17 protein-coding genes and 1 pseudogene are annotated in these 18,078 nt (G+C 61.3%); 2 read left to right on the top strand and 16 right to left on the bottom strand.

The genetic code is table 11. The features are described from left to right. Positions 1-9 precede the first annotated feature (9 nt). The 11 genes from ACSAMW_RS20245 to ACSAMW_RS20195 form a co-directional block, all read right to left on the bottom strand. On the bottom strand, positions 10-993 hold the full coding sequence (locus ACSAMW_RS20245; RefSeq protein WP_500591786.1) for a DNA polymerase III subunit delta': 984 nt from the start codon (positions 991-993) through the stop codon (positions 10-12). Then, complete coding sequence (tmk, locus tag ACSAMW_RS20240; protein ID WP_500591785.1) at positions 986-1,618, bottom strand: dTMP kinase; 633 nt, start codon at positions 1,616-1,618, stop codon at positions 986-988. Before tmk ends, ACSAMW_RS20245 begins: the two co-directional genes overlap by 8 nt. A 10-nt stretch (positions 1,619-1,628) precedes the next feature. Continuing rightward, complete coding sequence (mltG, locus tag ACSAMW_RS20235; protein ID WP_500591784.1) at positions 1,629-2,735, bottom strand: endolytic transglycosylase MltG; 1,107 nt, start codon at positions 2,733-2,735, stop codon at positions 1,629-1,631. A 2-nt stretch (positions 2,736-2,737) separates the two neighbouring features. Further along, positions 2,738-3,553 (bottom strand): aminodeoxychorismate lyase, encoded by an 816-nt coding sequence (gene pabC / locus ACSAMW_RS20230; protein ID WP_500591783.1) that lies wholly within the window; start codon positions 3,551-3,553, stop codon positions 2,738-2,740. After that, complete coding sequence (fabF, locus tag ACSAMW_RS20225; protein ID WP_500591782.1) at positions 3,553-4,797, bottom strand: beta-ketoacyl-ACP synthase II; 1,245 nt, start codon at positions 4,795-4,797, stop codon at positions 3,553-3,555. The genes pabC and fabF overlap by 1 nt, the downstream gene beginning before the upstream one ends. 109 nt (positions 4,798-4,906) lie before the next feature. Next, positions 4,907-5,143 (bottom strand): acyl carrier protein, encoded by a 237-nt coding sequence (acpP, locus tag ACSAMW_RS20220; protein WP_010566559.1) that lies wholly within the window; start codon positions 5,141-5,143, stop codon positions 4,907-4,909. A gap of 194 nt (positions 5,144-5,337) precedes the next feature. Next, a complete protein-coding gene (fabG, locus tag ACSAMW_RS20215) occupies positions 5,338-6,078 on the bottom strand; it encodes a 3-oxoacyl-ACP reductase FabG (protein ID WP_500591781.1) in 741 nt (246 codons plus the stop codon). Positions 6,079-6,094: 16 nt separating this feature from the next. Further along, positions 6,095-7,033: an ACP S-malonyltransferase gene (gene fabD, locus ACSAMW_RS20210; RefSeq protein ID WP_500591780.1), complete on the bottom strand. Its 939-nt coding sequence runs from the start codon at positions 7,031-7,033 to the stop codon at positions 6,095-6,097. 94 nt (positions 7,034-7,127) lie between these two features. Further along, positions 7,128-8,162, bottom strand: a complete 1,035-nt coding sequence (plsX, locus tag ACSAMW_RS20205; protein WP_168081856.1) for a phosphate acyltransferase PlsX — start codon at positions 8,160-8,162, stop codon at positions 7,128-7,130. Positions 8,163-8,165: 3 nt separating this feature from the next. Beyond that, positions 8,166-8,348, bottom strand: coding sequence for a 50S ribosomal protein L32 (rpmF, locus tag ACSAMW_RS20200; RefSeq protein WP_168081858.1), 183 nt, complete (start codon positions 8,346-8,348; stop codon positions 8,166-8,168). Between the two features lie 13 nt (positions 8,349-8,361). Then, complete coding sequence (locus tag ACSAMW_RS20195; protein ID WP_500591779.1) at positions 8,362-8,889, bottom strand: YceD family protein; 528 nt, start codon at positions 8,887-8,889, stop codon at positions 8,362-8,364. 110 nt (positions 8,890-8,999) lie between these two features. Here ACSAMW_RS20195 and ACSAMW_RS20190 point away from each other — a divergent pair, with 110 nt between their 5' ends. After that, a complete protein-coding gene (locus tag ACSAMW_RS20190; RefSeq protein WP_500591778.1) occupies positions 9,000-9,578 on the top strand; it encodes a Maf family protein in 579 nt (192 codons plus the stop codon). Between the two features lie 6 nt (positions 9,579-9,584). On the opposite strand, the gene ACSAMW_RS20185 is transcribed toward ACSAMW_RS20190, so the two are convergent. The 3 genes from ACSAMW_RS20185 to rluC are packed head-to-tail and all read right to left on the bottom strand — an operon-like array spanning position 9,585 to position 12,213. Next, positions 9,585-10,583: a S49 family peptidase gene (locus ACSAMW_RS20185; RefSeq protein ID WP_500591777.1), complete on the bottom strand. Its 999-nt coding sequence runs from the start codon at positions 10,581-10,583 to the stop codon at positions 9,585-9,587. A gap of 3 nt (positions 10,584-10,586) precedes the next feature. Continuing rightward, positions 10,587-11,264: an HAD-IA family hydrolase gene (locus tag ACSAMW_RS20180; RefSeq protein WP_500591776.1), complete on the bottom strand. Its 678-nt coding sequence runs from the start codon at positions 11,262-11,264 to the stop codon at positions 10,587-10,589. Further along, complete coding sequence (gene rluC, locus ACSAMW_RS20175; protein WP_168081868.1) at positions 11,257-12,213, bottom strand: 23S rRNA pseudouridine(955/2504/2580) synthase RluC; 957 nt, start codon at positions 12,211-12,213, stop codon at positions 11,257-11,259. The genes ACSAMW_RS20180 and rluC overlap by 8 nt, the downstream gene beginning before the upstream one ends. A gap of 747 nt (positions 12,214-12,960) precedes the next feature. On the opposite strand from rluC, the pseudogene rne reads away from it, so the two are divergent. Beyond that, positions 12,961-16,083, top strand: a pseudogene (gene rne, locus ACSAMW_RS20170) (ribonuclease E); the annotation flags it as partial. Positions 16,084-16,485: 402 nt separating this feature from the next. Here rne and ACSAMW_RS20165 read toward each other — a convergent pair. Both ACSAMW_RS20165 and ACSAMW_RS20160 read right to left on the bottom strand, forming a co-directional pair. Continuing rightward, a complete protein-coding gene (locus ACSAMW_RS20165; protein ID WP_500591775.1) occupies positions 16,486-17,076 on the bottom strand; it encodes a nucleotidyltransferase family protein in 591 nt (196 codons plus the stop codon). Beyond that, positions 17,073-18,023 carry an XdhC family protein gene (locus tag ACSAMW_RS20160; protein WP_500591774.1) on the bottom strand — a complete coding sequence of 317 codons (951 nt, stop codon included), beginning with the start codon at positions 18,021-18,023 and terminating at the stop codon, positions 17,073-17,075. Before ACSAMW_RS20160 ends, ACSAMW_RS20165 begins: the two co-directional genes overlap by 4 nt. Positions 18,024-18,078 lie beyond the last annotated feature (55 nt).

Raw genomic sequence — 18,078 nt, 5'->3', positions numbered from 1 at the left:
GAAACGTGCTCAAGACGGGCCTGGCAATGTCATCCACAACCCAAGCAAGCTTTCGAGTAGCAACACACGGTTGAGGTTCGCTTTGGCTAGCACTTTCTGACGATGCTGCAGTGTCCAGTCCTGAAGGGCGATCACCTTGGCCATGGTCGACTTCTGGGCAAGATATTGCAGCACCTTGCGCATATCGCTCAAGCCTAAACCGCTTTCATCCAGCGTCAACTGGTAGCGAAGCACACGCTGCGACCAGTCGGTGAACCAGTCGAACAGCCAGAGCAGAGGCACCTGCTTCCACCCTTCGGCCAGCTCCGTAGGGCTTTGCTGCTGTTTAAGCAGCCGCTTGACGCCCTCTACCACTAGCGCCCGCTGCTCCAGCGCGCCCTGTTCATGCAGCCGACGTGCCGCCAGGGGTGAATCATTGGCCAGCGCCAGCAGGGCTTCGCGTGCCGCAGTGTCTACGTCCGGTAACGTGTGAGCCAACCACTCGCCGGCCTGTGCTGAGGTAGGCAATGGGCAGGGTTGCTGTACGCAACGGCTGCGAATGGTGGGCAGCAGGCGGCTGGGCTGATGGCTCACCAAGAGCATGACGGTGTTACCGGATGGCTCTTCAAGGCTCTTGAGCAGGGCATTGGCAGCATTGAGGTTCATGGCTTCGGCCGGCTCGATAAGGATCACCTTGCGCCCACCCAACTGCGCGGTCTGGCTTACAAAGCTCACCAGGCTGCGCACCTGATCGACCAGGATGGCTTTATCGGCTTCTTCAGGTTGCAGCAGGAAGTGGTCCGGGTGGCTCCCCGCCACCAGCAAATGGCAGCTCTTGCACGCCCCGCAGGGTTCATGCCCTGGCACTTTGCACAGCAGCAGCGCCATGAGGCGGTCTGCCAAGGCTCGCTTGCCGATACCTTGCGGGCCTTGCAGCAGGTAGGCGTGAGCATGCTCGGTCCGGCTGCTCAATTGCTGCCAGGCTGTAGCCTGCCAAGGGTAAAGCTCAGCCACGGGCGCGTTCCAGCCAGCGCGGCAACCCCGCCTGCAGGTGAGCCTGAACCTCGGCCAGCGGCAGGCTGGCGTCGATGATTTCGTAACGCTGCGGGTCCGTTGCAGCACGTGCCAGGTAGGCCTGGCGAACAGCGTCGAAGAAGCCGCGCGCTTCTTGCTCGAAGCGGTCCAGCCGGCCTCGGGCTGCTGCGCGGGCAAGCCCTACGTCCACCGGCAAGTCGAAGACCAGGGTCAGGTCCGGGCGCAGGCTGCCCTGCACGAAAGCTTCCAGCTCGGCGATACGGCTGACGGAGATGCCACGCCCGCCGCCTTGGTAGGCATAGGTAGCATCGGTGAACCGATCACACACCACCACCGCGCCGCGCGCCAGTGCTGGGCGGATCACCTGGTCAATGTGCTGTGCCCGCGCGGCAAACATCAGCAGCAGTTCGGTGTCCACGGCCATGGGCTCGTCGCTGGGGGCTAGCAGCAGTTCACGAATACGCTCGGCCAATGGCGTGCCCCCCGGCTCGCGCGTCAATTGTACGTCCATTCCAGCGTCCCGCAGGCGAGCCGCAAGGTAGTCGCGGTTGGTGCTTTTGCCGGCACCCTCAGGCCCTTCAAGGGTAATGAACAGACCGCTCACACAGGTTTCCTCATGGTTGTTTCGTTTCCTCGACAGGCACGGCAGGCGCTTGGTCTGCACCCGAAGCGCCCTCCAGGCCTTGGGTGGCTGCCGGGCTGGAGCGGTAATCCGCACGACGCTTGAGCTGGTACTGGCGCACGGCTTGGTTGTGCGCGTCGATGTCGTTGGAGAACACATGGCTACCGTCACCTTTGGCGACGAAATACAGGCTATTGCCATCAGCCGGGTTAAGGGCCGCACGAATAGCCTCGCGCCCTACCAGGGCAATAGGCGTAGGCGGCAGGCCAGGGTTCAGGTAAGTGTTGTAAGGGCTGGGCTCACGCAGGTCGGCGCGGGTAATTCGGCCGGTATAACGCTCACCCATGCCGTAGATCACCGTCGGGTCGGTTTGCAACAGCATACCAGCGGCCAGGCGGCGTACGAACACCCCGGCGATTTCGCTACGCTCCTCGGGCACTCCAGTTTCCTTCTCGATCAGTGAAGCCATGATCAAGGCCTGGTAAGGGTCGCTATAGGGCAAGCCGGTGGCGCGCGTCTTCCACGCTTCAGCCAGCACAGCATCCAGGCGCGTGAAAGCCTGCTCCAGCAGTTGCTCGTCCGTCATGCCCTTAACGTATTTATAGGTGTCCGGGAAGAAGCGACCTTCCGGAAACACGCCGGGGTGGCCGAGCTTGGCCATCACCGCCTCATCCGAGAGGCCGGCCAGGGTCTGCTTGAGCTTTTCCTGGCGAGCCAGCAATGCACGTACCTGGCGGAAGTTCCAGCCTTCCACCAGGGTAAGGCTGTACTGCACTACCTCACCGCGCTGCCATAGGTCCAGCATATCGCGTACCGTGGTGGCAGGCCCTACGCGATACTCACCGGTGTGCAGGGCCTGCCCGGCCAGGTTGAAGCGCCAGTACACGCGAGCCCAGAACGCACCCTGCAGAGCGCCCTGTTCTTCCAGACGGTTCAGCATGCCACCTGGTGAGGCACCGGCCGGCACATCAACGAGCTGCTCGGCAGGCAACGAAAGGGGTTGATCAAGTACGCTCTGTACCCGCCACGCAGCGATGCCCATCAGGATAACGCCGAGCAGAACAAGGGTTTCAAGCAGCAACAGAAATTTGCGCAGCACTGTCAGGTATCCAGAAGTTCGCGAGCCATTTGCTGAAGTCTACGGGTGGAGGGGCCTACGGGCCAAGCCAGGTCGGCATAGCGACGAACCGGCCAGATACCGTAGACACTGTTACAGGTGAAGACCTCGCTGGCGCGGCCAAGGGTACGCAGGTCGATGTCCACCACCTCCGCCGGTTTGCCTTCGGCAGCCAGGCGTGCCAGCAGTTCGGCACGCAGCGTACCTGCTACACCGCAGCGGCGCAGGTCAGGGGTAAGCACTTGGCCGTCACAGACCATGAACAGGTTGCTGAACACGCCTTCGATTACCCAGCCCGCCGTATCCAGCATCAGGCCCTCGGCATATTCACTGCCCTGCCATTCGGCCCGGGCCATGACCTGCTCAAGGCGGTTCAGGTGCTTGAGGCCCGCCAGCAGTGGTTGCTCTGCAAGGCGCACGCTGCACGCAAACAACGCAACGCCTTCGGCCTGGTGCGCTTCGGGATACGCTGGTAGCGGCGAGCCCTGTATGAAGCGCCGCGGCGGTGCTGAAGGGTCACCTGCATAACCACGGGCGCTATCGCCCCGGGTGACCGTGAGTTTGAGCACACCCTCGCCCATGGCTTTGGCATAGGCCTCGATTTCGTACCGGGCTGCCACCGAATCCAGCGGTATACCCAGCCGCTGGCACCCAAGCACCAGGCGCTGGAGGTGGCGATTGCGCAGGCGTAGTTGCCCGCCTGTCACGCGAATGGTTTCGAATACCCCATCGCCGTAGGCAAGCCCACGGTTGCCCAGGCCGATGGTAGACGCGGGTGCGCCGTCGACCCAGGCCTCCATTATTCGCTGAACCGGCGGAACACCAGCGAACCGTTGGTCCCGCCAAAGCCAAACGAGTTCGACAGCACCACGTCGATAGGCATGCTGCGAGCTTCGTGGGGCACGAAATCCAGGTCGCAGTCGTCGTCCGGCTCATCCAGGTTGATGGTAGGCGGGGCGATCTGGTCGCGTATGGCCAGCACGCTGAAAATGGCCTCTACCGCACCTGCCGCGCCCAGCAGGTGCCCTACCATGGATTTGGTGGAGCTGACCGCCAGATGGTACGCATGGTCCCCAAACACCGCCTTGATAGCCCGAACTTCAGCCAGGTCACCGGCTGAAGTGGACGTACCGTGGGCATTGATGTACTGGACGGCTTCTGGTGCCAGGCCAGCATCCTTCAAGGCGTTGGCCATGCAGCGGGCCGCGCCTGCACCGTCTTCTGGCGGGGAGGTCATGTGGAAGGCATCGCCGCTGGTGCCAAAGCCGATCAATTCGGCATAGATCCGGGCACCACGTGCACGGGCGTGCTCCAGCTCTTCGAGCACCAGTGCACCTGCGCCATCAGAAAGCACGAAGCCATCACGGCCTTTGTCCCAAGGGCGGCTGGCCCGGGTCGGCTCATCGTTGCGGGTCGACAGGGCACGTGCAGCACCAAAGCCGCCCATACCCAGGCCACAGGCAGCCATCTCCGCACCACCGGCAATCATCACGTCCGCTTCGCCATAGGCGATGTTGCGCGCTGCCATACCAATGCAGTGGGTGCCCGTAGTGCAGGCTGTGGAAATAGCGTAGTTAGGCCCCTGTACACCCAGGTGGATCGACAGGAACCCGGAAATCATGTTGATGATAGAGCCAGGCACAAAGAACGGCGAAATGCGCCGGGGGCCCTGGTCATGCAAGGTACGGCTGGTGTCCTCGATGTTGGTCAGGCCACCGATCCCCGAACCCATGGCCACACCAATGCGCTCGCGGTTGCCATCGGTGATATCCAGCCCGGCATCACGCACGGCCTGAAAGCCGGCCGCCAGGCCATACTGGATGAACAGATCGAGCTTGCGCGCCTCTTTGGGCGACAGGTACTGCGCCACATCGAACTGCTTGACCGAACCACCGAAACGGGTGGAAAACGCTGACAGGTCCGTATGTTCGATCGGACCGATGCCGCTTTGGCCGGCCAGAATGCCTTGCCAGGTGCTTGGCACGTCGACGCCCAATGGCGATAGCATGCCCATTCCAGTGACCACGACGCGTCTACGCGACACAGGGTTCTCCTTAATACTTTGTTTCAACTTCCTGCCCCTCTAAAGAAAAAACCGCACGCCGACAAAGGCAGTGCGGTTTTCTCCTGACAGAAAGCGTCGATTACGGCAATCAGGCCTGGTGGGCGGTGACGTAGTCGATGGCTGCCTGAACGGTGGTGATCTTCTCGGCTTCTTCGTCTGGAATCTCGGTTTCGAATTCTTCTTCCAGCGCCATTACCAGCTCGACGGTGTCAAGCGAGTCGGCACCGAGGTCTTCAACGAAGCTGGCTGTGTTGGTAACTTCTTCTTCTTTCACGCCCAGTTGCTCGGCAACGATTTTCTTGACGCGTTCTTCGATGGTGCTCATACCTAGTTTTCACTCCTAGTGGATAGTCAGGCGACTGGCCGGTGTGTAAGTTTATAGGAAGGCCCTCGCATTTCAAGCTGAATGCGAACCTCGCCAAACGCCGGCTAGCGACCTCTATAATCGAGATGCAGCTTTATAACGGATTTTCGGGTGTTACGTATGACATTTTTTCTACAGCACCCGGTTGAGCTGCGTCACATGTACATGCCGCCATTGACCGGAACCGTGGCCCCTGTCACGTAAGCAGCGCCATCGGATGCAAGGAAGCCTACAACCTTGGCGATTTCCTCCGCCTGCCCCAGACGGCCTAGCGGAATCTGTGTCAACAAGCCTTCACGCTGCGCTTCAGGCAACTCGCGGGTCATGTCGGTATCGATGAAGCCGGGCGTTACTGAGTTCACAGTAATGCCCCGAGAACCCACTTCGCGTGCCAATGCGCGGCTGAAGCCTTCAAGGCCTGCCTTGGCGGCTGCATAGTTTACTTGGCCGGCGTTGCCCATGGCACCCACAACCGAACCAATACTGATGATACGGCCCCAGCGAGCCTTGGTCATGCCACGCAGCACGGCCTTGGACAGGCGGAACAGACTGTTCAGGTTGGTATCCACTACGTCGAACCATTCGTCGTCTTTCATGCGAAGCATCAGGTTGTCGCGTGTGATACCGGCATTGTTGACCAGGATGGCTGGTGCGCCGAAACGCTCCGAGATCGTTGCCAGGGCGGTTGCCACGGACGCGTCATCACACACGTTCAACTCAAGGCCGAGGCCTTCGATACCGTGTTCCTTGAGGGTAGCCGTGATGCGTTCTGCGCCTGAGGCGCTGGTGGCTGTCCCAATGACGATAGCGCCCTGGCGACCAAGCTCCAGGGCAATTGCCTGGCCAATGCCACGACTCGCACCGGTTACCAGTGCCACTTTACCTTGCAGGCTCATGCCAGCATCTCCTGTTTCAGGCCAAGGCCGCACGCGTGGCGGCCAAAGCATCGGGGGTATCCAGATTGTAGGTTGTCAGGCCATCGGCGCAGCGCTTGTTCAGCCCCGACAGCACCTTGCCAGGGCCGCACTCCACTAGCTGAGTGGCGCCGTGTTGGGCCAGCAGCGCGACCGATTCAACCCAGCGAACCGGCATGTACAGCTGGGCCAGCAAGTTCTGCTTAAGGTCTTCAAGGCTTGCGGGCACTGTGGCCGTCACGTTTTGAACGATCGAAATGGCTGGGGTTTTCCAGGCAATGCCTGCGATATCTTCGGCAAATCGCTCGGCAGCGGGCTTCATCAGGGCGCAGTGAGAGGGCACACTTACGGGCAGCGGCAAGGCACGCTTGGCCCCGCGCGCCTTGCAAGCGTCGATGGCGCGGGCAACAGCCGCCGCACCACCGGCAATGACCACCTGGCCTGGCGAGTTAAAGTTCACCGCACTCACCACTTCGCCGGCTGCAGCTTCTGCGCAGGCTGCAATCACGTCTTCGTCCGAAAGGCCCAGTATGGCAGCCATGCCGCCCTGCCCTGCCGGCACAGCATCCTGCATCAACCGGCCACGCCGCGCGACCAGGCGTACAGCCTCTCCCAGGTCCACACTGCCCGCCGCAACCAGCGCACTGTACTCACCCAAGCTATGCCCGGCCACGTAGGCCGGTACAGCACCGCCTTCAGCCTGCCACACACGCCACAGGGCGATAGACGCGGTAAGAATCGCCGGCTGGGTTTTGTCGGTCTGGTTCAACTGCTCAGCCGGCCCTTGCTGGGTCAGCGCCCAGAGGTCGTAGCCCAAGGCGGCGGACGCTTCCTTGAAGGTTTCGCCTACCAATGGGTGGTGGCCGGCCTGGGCGGCGAGCATACCGACGGCTTGGGAGCCTTGCCCTGGAAAGACGAATGCGAGGGATGCAGACATGGAACGCGCCCTTATCAATGCTGTGAGTAAACGTGTTGACGGTCAGGGACCGAACACAAAAATCCAGTGTTGGATGATAACCGGAACCGGCCGGTCACATTCTACCGCCGTGTGACGAGCGCTGCGACAACAGGGCGGCCAAGCCTTCCCCGAGCCGACAGGGCAGATTTTCGTCTATCTGGTCGCGTGCCCGCTCTATGGCAGCCTGCAGCCCTTGCACCCCGGCAGCACCATGGCTTTTTATCACAATGCCCTGCAGGCCAAGGAAACTGGCGCCGTTATGGCGTGCCGGCATGAGGTCTTCGCGCAACCGCCTTAGCACCGGCAATGCAACTGCCCCTGCAATTCGCGCCATCACCCCTTTGGTGAACTGAGCTTCTATGCGCTCGCCAATCATGCTAGCGAGCCCTTCACTGGCCTTGAGCAGCACATTGCCTGCAAAACCATCGCAGACCACCACATCAGCTTCACCCCGGTAGACACCATCACCTTCCACGAACCCGACATAGTGGATACCGGCGCCTTGCAGCAAAAGGGCGGCGGCCCTTACCTGCTGGTTCCCTTTGATGTCTTCGGTACCAACGTTGAGTAGCGCTACTCGCGGTGTTGCAATGCCCTGAACCTGGGCAGCAACAGTGCCCATGAGCGCGAACTGATACAGATGCTCGGCATCGCAATCCACGTTCGCGCCCAGGTCCAGCAATTGGCAATATCCCTTGCGCGTAGGCAGGGCGGCGACCATTGCCGGGCGATCTACGCCTGGGAGGGTTTTAAGCACATGCCGGGACAGCGCCATCAGTGCGCCGGTGTTACCTGCACTGACCACAGCCTGCACCTGATTATCGCGCAGGGCCTGCAACGCCACCCGCATGGAAGCATCCGGCTTGCTACGCAGGGCATGGGACGGCTTGTCATTCATGCCAATCACTTCAGTAGCAGGCAGAATTCGCAGGCGAGATCGATCGACGCCCGGATAGGCGCGCAGAATGTCTTCAAGCAGGGCGGGTTGGCCAACAAGGGCCAGGGACAGCGAGGGGTTTGAAACGAGGCAGGCAGCACAGGCCTGGACAATGCTGCGGGGACCGAAGTCCCCGCCCATTGCGTCGATCGCGATGGTTCGAGCGGACAAGGATTACTCGTCAGCGCCCTTGTCGATCACTTTACGGCCACGGTATACGCCTTCTGGCGATACGTGGTGACGCAGGTGAACTTCACCGGTGGTTTTTTCGACGGACAGTGCGTTCGGCTCGAGCGCGTCGTGCGAACGGCGCATGTCACGGGCAGAGCGGGATTTTTTGTTCTGCTGAACAGCCATAATTGATTAACTCCTAAACGTTTGGGTCACGCTTTAACTGCGCCAAAACACTGAACGGGTTGGACCGCGTTACCTCGTCCTCGGTCGGCTCGGGCTCTTCGAGACCCGCCGGCTGCTGGCATTCTTCCGGATGATGAGCAGGGATGATCGGAAGGGCGAGCAACAGCTCTTCTTCGATCACGGCCCGCAGATCCAAGGGATCTTCGCCCAGTTCCAGCACGTCATAACCTTTCGGTAACGATTGGGTATTCGCACCCTCCCTGACCACGGCGTACGTACATTCGCTGTGAATAGGAAGGGTGACCAGCTCAAGACAGCGCTGGCAAACCATCTTGACGTCGACGCTCAGATCACTGCGCATGAGCGCAGTGTGATCTTCGGCTCGTTCGAAGATGAGTTTAGCCTGGACCGTACCGACATTGTCGGAAAGCAGGTCGCAAAGTCTCTCCAGATCGGCTAGAGGCAGGCTACCTTGAAGGGTAACGCCACGATCGGCCAATTTGCGCGGGTCAACGTGAGGTGGAATCGGGTCATTCAACATAGGCGCGACATTCTAGGGATGCCCCCTGTTTGTGTCAAAGGAAATTCGGCCATCGGCAGTGCAAGGGTACGCGCGTAGAATCACGGGCTTCAACCTTGCTGAGGCTAACCATGCGGCCCTTGATTCTTGCTTCGAGCTCCACCTATCGCCAGGCGCTGCTGCGCCGCCTGAACCTGCCCTTCGAGAGCCGCTCGCCCGAGCTCGACGAAACACGCCTGCCTGGTGAGGCGGCCCTGGCACTGGTGCATCGACTGGCAGAAGGAAAGGCACGCGCACTGGCCGGTCACTACCCTGCTCATCTGATCATTGGCTCCGACCAGGTGGCGGTGTTGGGCGAGCGCATACTGGGCAAGCCGGGGGGCTTCGAGCAGGCACTGGAGCAGTTGATGGCGACCAATGGCCAGCAGGTGACCTTTATGACAGGCCTGGCCTTGCTTGATACCCATACCGGCCTGTGCCAGGTGGACATGGTGCCTTTTTCAGTGACCATGCGTACGCTGCCTGAAAGCGCCCTCGCCCGCTACCTTAAGGCCGAACAGCCCTATGACTGCGCGGGCAGCTTCAAGGCCGAAGGGCTGGGCGTGAGCCTGTTCGAACGTACGGAAGGCCCCGACGCCACCAGCCTGGTCGGCTTGCCACTGATTCGCTTGGTGGCGATGCTGGCACAGGCTGGGGTGGATGTTCCGTAAAGCGGTTCAGCGCAAGGCTGGGCCATTAAACCCCATAAACATCGCCAGCTCGCTGGCCACACTGGCGCCCAGCTTCTTGGAGAAACGGTCCAGCGGGGAGTCTTCTACCGTAAAGTCCACCAGGTCCTTGGCGTGAATGATGTCTCGGGCTACATGGCTGCTGCTACCCAGGCCGTCAATCAGCCCCAGCTGGAGAGCTTGCTCACCCGACCAGATCAACCCCGAGAACAGCTCGGGATGGTCCTTGTCCTTCAGGCGATCGCCACGGCCCGCTTTCACCTGTGCAATGAACTGCTGGTGGGTGGTGTCCAGCACGCCTTGCCAGAAGCGTGTTTCAGATTCCTTGGCAGGCTGGAACGGGTCAAGGAAGGCCTTGTGCTCGCCCGAACTGTAGGGGCGGCGCTCCACGCCCAGCTTTTCCATGGCCCCCACAAAACCGTAACCGGCGGCTGTCACCCCAATGGAGCCCACGAGGCTAGCCTTGTCGGCATAGATCTCGTCTGCGGCACTGGCAATGTAATAGGCACCTGAGGCGCCCAGGTCGGCAATTACCGCATACACTTTTACATCAGGGTGCAGCCCGCGAAGGCGTTTGATTTCGTCATACACGTAACCGCTCTGGACAGGGCTGCCGCCAGGGCTGTTGATGCGCAGCACAACGCCTTTTACCTTCGCGTCATCGAAGGCGGCCCGCAGGCTGGTTACGATGTTGTCGGCGCTGGCACTTTCCTTGTCCGCGATCACCCCCTTAACGTCGATCAGGGCGGTGTAGGCACTGCCTTTGCCTGCCGCTTTTTCGAGCTTGCCGAACGGCGAGAACAGAAACAGCATGCCCAATAGATAAAGGAAGGTCAGGCTTTTGAAAAAAATGCCCCAGCGCCGAGCGCGGCGCTGCTCCTGAACGCTGGCGAGCAACGTTTTTTCCAACAGCTTCCAGCTGCGCTCATCACCAGAGCCAGAGCCCTGCTCACCTTCGGCCGAGGGCGCTTTCCATTGATCTGACATCCGCTACTCACTTCTGGCTGATAAGGGTTCACCTGGCTGCAGCCAGGCGGTCAATTGGGGAAAACGATCGATAGCCAGCACGGGTTCGTAAGCCAGCAAGGCCTTCAGCTCGATGGCGCCGTAGCCAACGGCTACACAAGGCATGCCGGCATTGCGAGCCATCTGCAGGTCAAACGCCGAGTCACCGATCATCAGGGCGCGCTCGGCCCTCACACCACAGTGCTGAAGGATCTCTTCCAACATCAATGGGTGTGGCTTGCTGCGGGTTTCGTCGGCGGCTCGGGTAATGTCGAAGAACGTATCCAGGCCATGAGCCTTAAGAACGCGATCAAGGCCGCGGCGGGCCTTGCCTGTGGCGACGGCCAGCTGAAAACCGTCGCGACGGAACCGGTCAAGCCCTTCGAGCACCCCGTCGAACAAGGGGGAAGGCGTAGCCTCCAATGCAATGTAACGCTGGGCATATTGGTCACGGAACGCCACTACCGCCGCTTCGTCCAGCCGCGGATACAGTGAACGGATCGCTTCCGGTAGGCCTAGCCCGATAATGCCCTTGACCTGGGTAGCGTCGCGGGGGGCCAGATCGCAGCAGACCGCCGCGTGCTGCATGGCATCGACGATACGGCCAATGGAGTCGGCCAAGGTGCCGTCCCAGTCGAACACCAGCAGGTCATAATCAGGCATTGACCAGCTTCTCCACCGTAGCGGCCCACATTTCATCGACAGGAGCCTGGACGTCAAGACGGCTACCGTCCGGCAATGTCACGGACAGGGCGTACGCATGGAGGAACAACCGCTTGCCGCCGAGTTCGCGCACTTCACGACTGAAGTCTTCATCGCCGTATTTAGGGTCCCCGGCGATGCTGTGGCCAGCATGCAGCGCATGCACGCGAATCTGGTGTGTACGGCCGGTGATGGGCCGCGCTTCGACCATTGTGGCGAAGTCGCCAAACCGGCGTAGCACCTTGAATACCGTCAAGGCCTCCTTGCCCTCAGGGTTTACTTCCACCATCCGCTCGCCGGAGCGCAAGTTGCTTTTGAGCAGGGGGGCGTTGACCTGCTTCTTCGCAGTGGCCCAGTGGCCTCGCACCAGCGCCATGTAGCGTTTGTCTACCCCATCACCTCGCAAGGCCTCATGGAGGTGGCGCAACATGCTCCGCTTCTTGGCAATCATCAGCAGGCCGGAGGTGTCTCGGTCCAGGCGGTGTACCAGCTCCAGCTCCTTGGCGTCCGGACGCAACTGGCGGAAGGCTTCGATCACGCCAAAGCTCAGGCCGCTGCCGCCGTGCACGGCAATACCGGCAGGCTTGTTGAGAATGATCAGGCCTTTGTCTTCGTGAACGATAGCGGCCTCCAGGCGCTGCAGCAGGCCTTGGGCGACTGGCACCGGCGCATCACGCTCGGGCAGGCGCAGCGGTGGCACCCGCACAATGTCACCCGCCTGAAGCTTGTACTCGGGTTTGATACGGCCCTTGTTCACCCGCACTTCGCCCTTGCGCAAAATGCGGTACACAAGCGTGCGTGGCACACCCTTGAGTGCAGTGATAAGAAAATTGTCGATGCGCTGGCCGGCAAGTTCCGGCGCAACTTCAAGCAACTGAACGCCTGAAGTTGGAGAAGAGGTCGTGGTCATGGGCCAGATAATATCAATTTTTGAGCCATTTGAAGCACTTAATGTTTGCTGCTATAGTCCCGAGCGCCGCCATAAGCGGATGGGGAGTGACAGACGGTAAACGACCGCCGCTTACCCATTTTCAAAAGAGGACGCGAGGCCGTCCGACGGGGCTTTCACCGCGCGGCGAACCAGTGGTTCGTACAAGGCGCAGCCTGGCAGGAATGTATCGAGTTCAACAAGGCGGCCTTATCGGGCCTTGTGTAGTCGAGTATTGCGGCTTACATGAAAGCGCAATGGTTCCATCAGGTGAAGTGATGAAGGCTTCGGAAATACAAGCCTTAGTTTTTTTAGCGTGCGGCGGCCAAAAGGCGCCGTGATAAATGCCAACCCGTTGCGGATTCAGCGCGCGGCAGCACCCGAATTATCAGGGATACGTGTAGGGTGGAGATGCACAGGTAACGTGCCGTGTGGCGCCGAGCCCCGCCAGTGGAAACCCCGGTGCGACCGTTGCCCAGGGCCAGCACGCGGCACGGCCGGCGCGCACAGACGCTTTCGAAGCGTCCACGGCTGGGTACCTGATTCCTCCTCCTGACTGAGTGCTTTTGACACCACACAAAGGCAGGACGCGTCGCCGCGGCGCAGGCTCAACGAAGCCTCGCCGCTGGCAAGGAAGCTGTAAAAGCCTCCCTCGCACCTGAACACCGACCGTGAGAAGTCGTGTGTGCCGAACGCCGTTTCCGGCAGCCCGGAAACCGACGGTACTACATGAAAAGAATGCTGATAAACGCAACTCAACCCGAAGAGTTGCGCGTAGCGCTGGTGGATGGCCAGCGCCTCTACGACCTGGATATCGAATCCGGTGCGCGTGAGCAGAAAAAAGCCAACATCTACAAAGGCCGCATTACCCGTATCGAGCCTAGCCTCGAAGCGGCCTTCGTGGACTTCGGCTCCGAGCGCCACGGCTTCCTGCCCCTCAAGGAAATTTCCCGCGAGTACTTCAAGAAGGCACCTGAAGGCCGTGTAAACATCAAGGAAGTGCTGAGCGAAGGCCAGGAAGTCATTGTCCAGGTCGAGAAGGAAGAGCGCGGCAACAAAGGCGCCGCCCTCACCACCTTCATCAGCCTGGCCGGCCGCTACCTGGTACTGATGCCTAACAACCCCCGTGCCGGCGGCATCTCGCGCCGCATCGAAGGTGAAGAACGCAACGAACTGCGTGAAGCCCTCAACGGCCTGGTCGCCCCCGCCGACATGGGGCTGATCGTTCGTACTGCCGGCCTTGGCCGCAGCAGCGAAGAAATGCAGTGGGACCTGGACTACCTGCTGCAGTTGTGGACCGCCATCAAGGAAGCCTCCCTTGACCGCTCTGCCCCGTTCCTGATCTACCAAGAAAGCAACGTCATCATTCGCGCCATTCGCGACTACCTTCGCCAGGACATCGGCGAGGTGCTGATCGACAGCGTCGAAGCCCAGGAAGAAGCCCTGACCTTCATCCGCCAGGTGATGCCGCAGTACGCCAGCAAAATCAAGCTGTACGAAGACAGCGTCCCACTGTTCAACCGTTTCCAGATCGAAAGCCAGATCGAAACCGCCTTCCAGCGCGTGGTAGAGCTGCCATCGGGCGGCTCCATCGTGATCGACCCTACCGAGGCCCTGGTGTCCATCGACATCAACTCGGCGCGTGCCACCAAAGGCAGCGACATCGAAGAAACAGCCCTGCAGACCAACCTGGAAGCGGCTGAGGAAATCGCCCGCCAGCTGCGCCTGCGTGACATCGGCGGCCTGATCGTCATCGACTTCATCGACATGACACCGGCCAAGAACCAGCGCGCCGTGGAAGAAAAAGTCCGCGAAAGCCTGGAAGCCGACCGCGCTCGTGTACAGGTAGGCCGCATCTCCCGCTTCGGCCTGCTGGAAATGTCTCGCCAGCGCTTGCGCCCGTCCTTGGGTGAAAGCAGCGGTATCGTATGCCCACGCTGCAGCGGCACCGGCATTATCCGGGACGTGGAATCGCTCTCGCTGGCCATTCTGCGCCTGATCGAGGAAGAAGCTCTCAAAGACCGTACTGCCGAGGTACGTGCACAGGTGCCTATCCCGGTTGCAGCCTTCCTGCTGAACGAAAAACGCAATTCGATCACCAAGATCGAACTGCGTACCCGTGCCCGTATCATCATCCTGCCGAACGATCACCTGGAAACGCCGCACTTCGAAGTGCAGCGCCTGCGTGACGACAACCCGGAAGTGCTGAACACGCAGTCAAGCTACGAGATCGCTGCGGCCGAAACCGAAGAAGTGCAGCCCGTTGCCGCGACCCGCACCCTGGTTCGCCAGGAAGCGGCCGTCAAGACCGCACCCGTTCGCGCTAATGCACCCATGCCTGCCAGCGAAGAGCCCGCCGCCACACCGACTGCTGCAGCACCGGTTGCCACGCCGTCGGTTGGCGAGCCCAGCCTGTTCAAAGGCCTAGTGAAATCGTTGGTCAGCCTGTTCGCCGGCAAGGAAACCCCTGCCGCTCCGGTCGCCACCACAGCTGTAGCACCCGCTGCAGCCAAGCCGGCCAGCGAGCGCACGTCACGTAACGATGAGCGTCGTAACGGCCGCCAGCAGAGCCGCAACCGTAACGGCCGGCGTGACGAAGAACGCAAGCCGCGCGAAGAGCGCAGCAGCCGCGAAGAGCGGGTACCGCGTGAAGAGCGCGCCCCTCGCGAAACACGTGAAGAGACCGCTGCACCCCGTGAAGAACGCGCGCCGCGCTCAAACCGCGAAGCTCGCGCTCCTCGCGAAGACCGCCGTTCACGTGAAGACCGGCCTGCGCGCGAACTGCGTGAGCCTTTGGATGCCCCGACTCAATCTCAGGCACAGCCTGAGGCCCGTGAAGAGCGCCCTGTGCGTGAAGAGCGTACCGAACGTGCACCTCGTGAAGAACGCTCAACGCGTGAGGAACGTGCACCTCGTGAAGAGCGAGCACCCCGTGAACAGCGTGCCCCACGCGAAGAGCGCCAACTGCGCCCAGCGGTCGAGGAACTTGCCACCCCAGTGGTGGATGCGGCTGAAGAAGCCGTGCTGAACGACGAGTCGCAGGACGACAGCCAGGACAGTAACGACAACGACCGCCCACGCCGTCGCTCGCGTGGCCAGCGCCGCCGCAGCAACCGTCGCGAGCGCCAGCGTGATGCCAATGGCAACCTGATTGGCGGCGAAGCCGAAGACGATCAGGCTCCAGGTGAAGGCGAAGCGGCTGAAGGCGCAGTGGTGGCTGCTGCCGCTGCAACAGTGGTTGCCGAAACGGCCATCACCCCAGCTGCCGAAGCTCAGGCCCATCAGCAGGCCGAAGCCGCCACTGCCAGTGTGCAGCCGGCTGAGGCTACCGCCGCACCTGAGATCATCACCACACCTAATGAACAGGCGCCTTCCATTGTGCCTGAGCCTTTGGAGCGCTTGACCAAAGCGTCGGGCGTCGATACGTCGGGCGTCGATACGCCGGCTGTCGAAGCCCCTGTTGTCGAATCACCGGTGGCCGAAGTCGTGCCAGAGCCGTTGCCTGAGGTCGCTGTAGCGCCCGTTGTGGAACAACCGGTACAGCACGTGGACGTGCCAGCAGCGACCGAAGCCGCTGAACAGCCTACCGCTCCAGTGGTCGAGCAGCCTACGCGTGTGGCGTTCTCCCAGGCGCCTGTTGAGGCTGAAGCACCCGTGGCAACACCTGCGGCCACCATGGAAGCTCCAGCGGCTGACGCACCCGGTGCAGAAGCACCCGCTGCCCAGGCTCCGGCCCCTGCACCTGTTGTTTCGGCCAATGGCCGTGCGCCCAATGACCCTCGTGAAGTACGCCGCCGCAAGCGTGAAGCCGAACTTGCTGCTGCCGCTGCCCGTGAGGCCGAAGACGCTGCCCGCCTGACCAACGCCAACGCGCTTGCACAGGTCCAGGCACCGGTCGAAGTAGACGTCCCGGCACCGGTCGTGGTTGAACCCGCGGCGCCTCACATGTCAGCTGAAGCGGCCCCTGCTCCTGTCGTGGAAGCAGACCCGGTTGCACAGCTGGTCGCCGAACAGGCCACCGATGAAGCCCTGCCGCAGGCTCATACCGGCGCCATGGAGGCGCCAAGCCAGGCGCCTGCTCTTGATGAGCCTCGCCAGGGTACGGAAGACAGCACTACACAGGTGAACGAAACCGAGAAGCACAACAAGGAACCCAAGCCCCAGGCCTGAGCGCTTGAATAAGAAAGCCCCTGTCATCATACGGTGACAGGGGCTTTTCTTTGGTCGGCCTTGAGAAAACTCTCGGCATTGGGCTCAGGCAAGGTCTTTGGGCACGTCTACATCCCGTACGATACCGGGGTCGTTGACCTCCAGCAGTGTCACCCTCCCCTGTTCAAGCAGTCGGCGCCCTCCCTGGTCCCCGTTGAGGGCACTCAATGCCTGGCCATACGTTGCGCCGAAACCTACAGGGTGGCCACGCTGCCCCTGATACACAGGCAGGCAGATGCCCTCGGGGGTCATACCGGTATACACGCTTTGCACCGTATGGGCCTGCACCCAAGGCATGTCGCCAAGGGCTACCAACCAGCCTTGGGCCGTGGGATAGGCACCCACAGCAGCACTAAGGCTGTCCCCCATTCCTGATGAAGCCACGTCCAGCAGGTCGAAGCCGTATTGGCTGGCAAGTGCACTCAGTTCATCGCGACGCTCACTGTCACGCCTCACCACCAGTACGCCTGTGCCGGACCACCCCTCGAACGCACGCAACGCGTGCTCCAGTACCGGCCGCCGAGTGCCATCCAGGCCAATACAAGGCGCCAGCAGTTTATTGGAGAGTGTCTCTGATTGTTCGGCAAAGCGTCGTCCGTAACCGGCGGCCAACAGGATGGCACACGTGCGTGTCATGTTGCCTGGTTCTTGAGGGCAACCACCTGCGCCATGAGTGACAAGGCAATTTCAGCGGGGGTATGGCTACCGATGGGCAACCCGATAGGCCCATGTAAACGGGCCAGTGCAGCCTCGCTCACGCCTAAGGTGGCCAGGTTGTGTTTGCGCTTCTCGCTGTTAACCCGGGACCCTAATGCACCTACATAGAACGCTTGCGAGTCCAGTGCAGTCAATAGCGCCATGTCGTCCAGGCGAGGGTCATGGGTCAGGGCAACGATGGCGGTGCGTGGGTCTGGTTCAATGGCCAGGACTGCATCATCTGGCATGCCTGGCACAAAGCGGCCCTGCCCGGCTTCCCAACCCTGATTGAATTCGCTGCGCGGATCGCACACCAGCACGTCGAAGTCGAGCAGCCGCGCAATGTCGGCAACACACCGGGAAAGCTGGCCCGCACCGATCAGCAACAGCCGCCAGCGGGGCCCGTAAAGCGTACGCAGGCAGTGGCCATCAAAACTGTGCGCGGTATCGCGGCTCGCGGCTGAAAGGCGTATGGCGCCCGTAGGAAGGTCCAGCTCCCGGAGCACCAACTCATGGTCATTGCAGCGCGCCAAGAGCTCGTCAATCCAACCGGCATCGCTAAGCCACTCTTCGGTCAGGCGCAGGGTGCCCCCACACGGCAACCCGAAACGAGCGGCTTCCTCGACGGTGAGCCCGTAGGTTACCAGTTGGACTTGGTTGCCATTTCGCTGCAATCGACCGTCATGGAGGCGGGCAATCAGGTCATCCTCGATACAACCCCCTGAAACGGAACCGCTCACCACACCGTCATCACGCAGGGCGAGCATGGCACCGGGGGGCCGAGGTGCACTGCCCCAGGTCTGTACGACGGTGTACAGCACCACGGTGCGTCCCCCGGCGAGCCAGTCTTTTATATCGTGTAACACGCCAAGGTCGACGCTGTTCATTGCTGCCTCTTCTGCTGATGGCGGCTGAGCCACCAGCATCGGACGGCAACGGGGC

It is taken from the genome of Pseudomonas sp. AB39(2026) (assembly GCF_059831485.1).
This window is presented reverse-complemented; position numbering and strand designations above follow the sequence as displayed.

What these genes read in the sequence shown, in the direction of transcription:
- ACSAMW_RS20190 (WP_500591778.1), top strand. Translation starts at nt 9,000, where the DNA reads ATGCGGCCCTTGATTCTTGCTTCGAGCTCCACCTATCGCCAGGCGCTG.
- fabD (WP_500591780.1), bottom strand. Translation starts at nt 7,033, where the DNA reads ATGTCTGCATCCCTCGCATTCGTCTTTCCAGGGCAAGGCTCCCAAGCC.
- ACSAMW_RS20180 (WP_500591776.1), bottom strand. Translation starts at nt 11,264, where the DNA reads ATGCCTGATTATGACCTGCTGGTGTTCGACTGGGACGGCACCTTGGCC.
- ACSAMW_RS20195 (WP_500591779.1), bottom strand. Translation starts at nt 8,889, where the DNA reads ATGTTGAATGACCCGATTCCACCTCACGTTGACCCGCGCAAATTGGCC.
- ACSAMW_RS20185 (WP_500591777.1), bottom strand. Translation starts at nt 10,583, where the DNA reads ATGTCAGATCAATGGAAAGCGCCCTCGGCCGAAGGTGAGCAGGGCTCT.
- rluC (WP_168081868.1), bottom strand. Translation starts at nt 12,213, where the DNA reads ATGACCACGACCTCTTCTCCAACTTCAGGCGTTCAGTTGCTTGAAGTT.
- acpP (WP_010566559.1), bottom strand. Translation starts at nt 5,143, where the DNA reads ATGAGCACCATCGAAGAACGCGTCAAGAAAATCGTTGCCGAGCAACTG.
- ACSAMW_RS20160 (WP_500591774.1), bottom strand. Translation starts at nt 18,023, where the DNA reads ATGAACAGCGTCGACCTTGGCGTGTTACACGATATAAAAGACTGGCTC.
- ACSAMW_RS20165 (WP_500591775.1), bottom strand. Translation starts at nt 17,076, where the DNA reads ATGACACGCACGTGTGCCATCCTGTTGGCCGCCGGTTACGGACGACGC.
- fabG (WP_500591781.1), bottom strand. Translation starts at nt 6,078, where the DNA reads ATGAGCCTGCAAGGTAAAGTGGCACTGGTAACCGGTGCGAGTCGTGGC.
- pabC (WP_500591783.1), bottom strand. Translation starts at nt 3,553, where the DNA reads ATGGAGGCCTGGGTCGACGGCGCACCCGCGTCTACCATCGGCCTGGGC.
- rpmF (WP_168081858.1), bottom strand. Translation starts at nt 8,348, where the DNA reads ATGGCTGTTCAGCAGAACAAAAAATCCCGCTCTGCCCGTGACATGCGC.